Origin of the sequence: Pseudomonas sp. (assembly GCF_035277045.1) — a bacterium.
Classification (GTDB): domain Bacteria; phylum Pseudomonadota; class Gammaproteobacteria; order Pseudomonadales; family Pseudomonadaceae; genus Aquipseudomonas.
Genome location: NZ_DATELE010000096.1, coordinates 1 through 5,300 on the forward strand (window position 1 = coordinate 1; position 5,300 = coordinate 5,300).

7 protein-coding genes are annotated in these 5,300 nt (G+C 63.1%); 2 read left to right on the forward strand and 5 right to left on the reverse strand.

Annotated features, from left to right (window positions below):
• Positions 1–1,300 (forward strand): diguanylate cyclase (locus VJS90_RS04010; RefSeq protein ID WP_324119353.1); only part of this gene is annotated, 1,300 nt, incomplete at its 5' end.
• Between the two features lie 153 nt (positions 1,301–1,453).
• Here the strand turns inward: VJS90_RS04010 and VJS90_RS04015 are convergent.
• The 3 genes from VJS90_RS04015 to VJS90_RS04025 all read right to left on the reverse strand — a co-directional run bounded on the left by VJS90_RS04015 (position 1,454) and on the right by VJS90_RS04025 (position 3,371).
• On the reverse strand, positions 1,454–1,648 hold the full coding sequence (locus VJS90_RS04015) for a hypothetical protein (RefSeq protein ID WP_324119354.1): 195 nt from the start codon (positions 1,646–1,648) through the stop codon (positions 1,454–1,456).
• 424 nt (positions 1,649–2,072) lie between these two features.
• Entirely contained in the window at positions 2,073–2,564 is a 492-nt protein-coding gene (locus VJS90_RS04020) for a GNAT family N-acetyltransferase (RefSeq protein WP_324119355.1), read from the reverse strand.
• A 102-nt stretch (positions 2,565–2,666) separates the two neighbouring features.
• Positions 2,667–3,371: an SDR family oxidoreductase gene (locus VJS90_RS04025; RefSeq protein WP_324119356.1), complete on the reverse strand. Its 705-nt coding sequence runs from the start codon at positions 3,369–3,371 to the stop codon at positions 2,667–2,669.
• A 103-nt stretch (positions 3,372–3,474) separates the two neighbouring features.
• Here VJS90_RS04025 and VJS90_RS04030 point away from each other — a divergent pair, with 103 nt between their 5' ends.
• The gene (locus VJS90_RS04030) at positions 3,475–4,380 is read left to right on the forward strand and encodes a LysR substrate-binding domain-containing protein (RefSeq protein WP_324119357.1); all 906 of its coding nucleotides are present in this window, start codon (positions 3,475–3,477) and stop codon (positions 4,378–4,380) included.
• A 9-nt stretch (positions 4,381–4,389) separates the two neighbouring features.
• On the opposite strand, the gene VJS90_RS04035 is transcribed toward VJS90_RS04030, so the two are convergent.
• Positions 4,390–4,560 carry a hypothetical protein gene (locus tag VJS90_RS04035; protein ID WP_324119358.1) on the reverse strand — a complete coding sequence of 57 codons (171 nt, stop codon included), beginning with the start codon at positions 4,558–4,560 and terminating at the stop codon, positions 4,390–4,392.
• 83 nt (positions 4,561–4,643) lie between these two features.
• Positions 4,644–4,967, reverse strand: a complete 324-nt coding sequence (locus tag VJS90_RS04040; RefSeq protein WP_324119359.1) for a hypothetical protein — start codon at positions 4,965–4,967, stop codon at positions 4,644–4,646.
• Positions 4,968–5,300: the final 333 nt, after the last annotated feature.

The window sequence follows — 5,300 nt, forward strand, 5'->3', positions numbered from 1 at the left end:
GTTCTGGCCCGTCAACGCGGTGATCGCCGGCATACTGCTGCGCTATCCACGCCAAGCCAGCCTCACCGGATTCACGATGATCTACGTGGCAATGGTCGGCGCTGACCTGGTCTGCGACAGTCAATGGCTGCCGGCACTCTGGTTCAACCTGTGCAACCTGAGCGTCATCCTGACCCTCTGGCAGTTGCTGGTGCGCCTGCCCCGCGCGCATTGGCGCCTGCGCACGCCCCATGGGGTCCTGAGCCTGTTCGGCGCCTGCGGTGCCGGCGCCGCGGTGGCAGCGAGCCTCGCCTGCGTCATGGCCGCGCCGTGGTTCGAGCAGTCGATGCGTGTCACCTGGGTAGCCTGGTTCAGCGAGCAGTTTTCCACCGGCATCCTGGTGTTGCCAGCCATGCTGACCGCACCCTCGCCCAGCGCCCTGCTGCGCGGCGGCAGTCAGCCGATCCGTCTTGCTCCCCTGCTGGTGCTGCTGGTCTCGTTATCGATGAGCATCGCCCTGGGCGGCCCTGGCGCCATCGCCTTTCCGATCGCAGCCTTGCTCTGGTGCGCCCTGACCTATTCGCCGTTTCTGGTCTCCCTGCTGACGCTGATGACCGGCAGCGCGCTGATCGTCGCGGTGGCGCAGCACCTTGTGCATTTCGCCATTCCCCAGACGGAACCTGGGGTCTCGGCGCTGATGTCGGCGCGCCTGGGTATCGCCATGCTGGTGCTGGGGCCGCTCGTGGTGGCCTGTGTCAGCCAAGCCAACCGCGGCCTGATGAGCCGCCTGTCGCACCGGGCCGACAACGATCACCTGACCCAGGTCCTGAGCCGCAGCGCCTTCGCCCTGCGCGCAGGCGCATTGCTTGAGGCCCGCAAGGGGCACCCCCACCCGCTGCCACTGGCAGTGCTGATGCTCGATATCGACCATTTCAAGGCAATCAACGACCGTCATGGCCACGCTGTGGGAGATCAGGTGCTCAGGCAATTTGCCCAGACGGTGGGTGAGCAGCTACAGGGCGGTGAGCTGTTCGCCCGCTTTGGCGGCGAAGAGTTTGTCGTGCTGCTGCCAGGTCAGTCTCCCGAGCAGGCCACGTTTACCGCCGAGCGGCTGCGCCGCGCCGTGGCGGAGATGAGCGTGGTGCATTTCAACCAGACCGTGCGGATCACCGTGAGCATCGGCCTGGGCGGATGCGACGCCGATTGCCCTGTCGCCTCGCTCGACGGCCTGCTTGCGCAGGCTGACAAGGCGCTGTACCGGGCCAAGGCCCACGGCCGCAACCGGGTTGCACTGTCTGAGCTGCAGCGCCAGCCCGGCTAAAGCCGGGGACGTCAGGCGAGGCGCAACCTGGGCAAGGGTTGTACAATTTCTACACAATTTAACAAAGCCCGCCCCTCATCTGGCTTGCAGCGGTTTATCCACAGACCTACCCACGTTTTTTGTGGACAGTTTTTCCGTTGCAATACAGCCACATCAGGACAGCCGCAGCAACGCCGCGTTGGCCTGACGGACCAGCTCGATCCACTCCCTGGCATTGATCACACCCGAACGTTCAAGAGCACCAGCGCTGCGTAGCGCCTCGTCATAATCCTCTTCTTGCAGAACACCTTCGCTCAGAAAACGGCTACGCCACTCCAGCATCGCTGAAGCGCCCTTCTTGCATTCCATGTATGGCTCAACTCCACGGCAAATGGCCAGCACCCAGTGCGGCCGGGGGGTAAAGGCGGCGGAGAGTACACGAGTGAATCGATTTTGCAGGGACCGTTTGTCCATGAATATCGCAGGGGGATCGCGAGAGCCGATCCAGAGGGGTCCAGGCCCGGACCGAACGTCGCGGACCTGACGGGAGGCACAGCCTTCAGCTTGGCGGGATGGTGCCGAGCAGGCCGATCAGCAGCGTCAGCACCAGAAAACCACCCAGGAAAGCAGCAAGCTTGATCATGATGACCTCGTTCAACATTGGCGACACGGCAGGCATTGCAGACCCAGCGCACGCCGCTGAACGGCTGGGCTCAGGGGTATTGTCGAGCGGCGGCTGATATGGAAACAGATTCAGATCGGCGCAAATAAAGCGCATCAGACTGGTGGCCGATCAGAGCTCCATGACCATTTCATCCCACGCCATGCCGCCATGATCCGAGGTCGAGGGGCGGACATAGCGGTAACCCATGCGCTCGTACAAGCCTACATGCCGCTGCTTGCACATCAGGTGAATGCTGCGCTTGCCTGCCTGGCGCATGTGCGCGACGAAACGCTCCATCATCAGCACGGCAAAACCGCGGCCCTGCTGCGGCGGATCGATCACCACCGACATGATGACCACGTCCGGGGCGAGCGGGTCGTGGCCGACGAGCTCCTTGAAGGCCTCATCCGACATCACCACCTCATGGGCGCAGCCGCTGTTGATGAATCCGATCACCTCCCCTTCAAGCTCCATGATCAGGAAGCCTTCAGGGTATTGGGCGATGCGCGTGATGATTTTCTCAAGTGTCGCGGCTTCGTCACCTTCGTAGGCGGTGATTTCGATCTGGAAACAGCGGTTGGCGTCCTGGGCGGTGGCCTTGCGAAAAACGGGGGCAGTCATGACGGTTATCCGGGCGCTGGACGCCCATGGGCGTCCTTGAGTGAAGTGGCAGGCTACATGCTAAAAGAACTCGCACGCCCAGGTCGCCCTTTTCTGCCGCCGTCAGACCGAACGGGTAATGCCGCCGTCCACTCGCAGGTTCTGGCCGGTGATGTAACCTGCCCCATCGGAAGCCAGAAAACTGATGGTGGCGGCGATTTCCTCAACGCGGCCGTAGCGCTCCATGGGGATACGTCCGCGAAATTCCTCTTTTTCCGGCAGGCTGTCGATGAAACCCGGCAGGACGTTGTTCATGCGGATGTTCTCGGCCGCGTACTTGTCGGCAAACAGCTTGGTGAATGCCGCCAGCCCCGAGCGGAACACGCCAGAGGTCGGGAAGACCGGGTCTGGCTCGAACGCTGCGAACGTAGAAATATTGATGATCGAGCCCGACTTCTGCTGCTGCATGATCGGCGTCACCAGGCGCGTGGGGCGCACCACGTTCATGAAATACACATCCATGCCGCGATGCCAGTCCTCGTCCGTCAGCTCCAGGATCGGCGCGCGGGGGCCGTGGCCTGCGCTGTTGACCAGCACATCGATCCGCCCCCACTGCGCGACCACCTGGTCGACCAGACGCTTGAGGTCGTCATTGGACTGGTTCGAGCCTGTGACGCCAATGCCGCCCAGCTCCTGGGCCAGTGCTTCGCCCTTGCCGGATGACGACAGAATCGCCACCCTGAACCCATCGGCCGCCAGCCGGCGGGCTGCCTCGGCGCCCATGCCACTGCCACCGGCGGTGACGATCGCAACGTTTTGATGTGTCATGTTTTGCTCCTGCGCGGGTTGAACAGCAAGGGGTCATGAAGCCAGAATCCGGCAGGTGGCACCAATCACGAATATTCAGGCGAGCCTGCAGGAAAGCTATCCGATGAGCGTCAAGCGCCGCACTGCCCCCGCAATCGTCAATCACCTGGTCGCCTTCGAGGCGGCCGCCCGCCTGGGCAGTTTTCGTGCCGCGGCAGAAGAGCTGTTCGTGACCCCCGGTGCGGTTGCCCAGCAGGTGCGCAACCTGGAGGAAAAGCTTGGCATGGCGCTGTTCGAGCGCCTGCCTCGCGGGCTCAAGACCACTGACAACGGCAACGACTATGTGCAGCGGGTCCGGCTGGCGCTGGATGTCATCGAAGATGCGACCGTGGAACTGCTCGAACGCGGCGACCCGGCCGACAGCGAGCATGTACTGATCAGCACCACGCCCGCCTTCGCCAGCCGCTGGCTGATCCCCCGGCTCGGCCACCTGGCGGCGGCGCATCCCGGGTTATCGCTGATGATCGACGCCTCCGACAGCACCCGTCCGCTGAACGGCAAGGGCAGTGTCGACCTGGCGGTGCGCTGGGGCACCCCACCCTTCGCCGAGGGACATGCGCGGCCCTTTCTGCCGGGCCAGGCTGTACCCGTCTGCTCGCCTCAGTTTCGCCAAGGCAAGCACTGGCAACGGCCGACCGACCTTAGCGATGCCGCGCTGATCTCCGACAGCCACAACAACTGGAAACGCTGGTTCGACCACTACGGCGCACCTGGCACTCGATTCAACGGGCCCAGCTTCTCGCAGACCATCCTGGCCATCGAGGCGGCAGAGCGTGGGATGGGTGTGGCTCTGGTGCCGCGCCTGCTGGTCAGTAACGCGCTGGAGTCCGGCAGCCTGGTGCTGGCGCTGGACGAAGATTTCCATTTGCAGGGAGACGCTGCATTTTTCCTGGTCACGCGTGAGAAACGCCCCACGCGCAACGCAGTCTCGAGGGTAGTGTACTGGCTGTATGAAGAAACCAGGACCTGAGGACCGAGGCTATTGCGGCAGCTTCCCGCCGTCCTCGGTCGTGCCTTCGCTCTTCGCGGTGCGCTGCGCCGTGGTCTTCTGATCATCGGGCGCCTTCGGGTCGGGCCTCAGCGCATCGTTGTCGCGCTCGACCTCGCCCGGTTTGCGCTGGGAAGGCGTGCTGCCGGTATCCTTGTTCATGATTGATCTCCGCAACTGGCTGTAGTGCTTCGATCAGGGGCCGGACCTGGAGGTTCAATCGCCGGCCCGCTTCACACGCTCGCCTAGCTCGTGCACCTGAGCTGCGCAGCCATCGCAGGCGCACGCCGTGGCACATGCGGCACACGCTCGCTGGCGATTTTTCTTGCCCGCCCTACGCCCCACGCCAGCGCGCGGGTCATGGACTCCCCTGGACGGGTATCATGGGCCTCCTCGTGCAAGGCCATGCCGGACGCGGCATAGACCCCGATGAACATCTGCGTGGCGCCGGTGCGCGACAGCCGCACCTGCACATCGATGTGGGTGCCATCGTCGAAGGTTTCATCGTGCGTACGATGGTGAAGCGTTGGATCTGCCCATGACCAGAAACGGTCCCCGCGAATTCTCATTCAGACCCTCCTACGACCTTTGTCTTATTGATAGTGTCCGCACACCAACAGTAGCGGAACTACGCGGCTTGGCAACGGTCCGGGGCAGTATTTGCGGGGGTATCGGATGATCGGCAAGGATACTTGGACACAAGCTTTTTGCTTGCACAGCTTTTTTGAACGGGCGCGGGGATGCGGTCCCAGGGCGTGGTGATGGTGGATCCGTGCAACGTCATCGCCCGCCCTCACAGATGAAATCCATTTCCCCAGACCGCTTCAGAAATCGAGGTTATCGAGCTCCAGATCGATGGCTCTTTCCGCGGCCAGGGCCTTCTGCGTCGCGAATCCATAGTT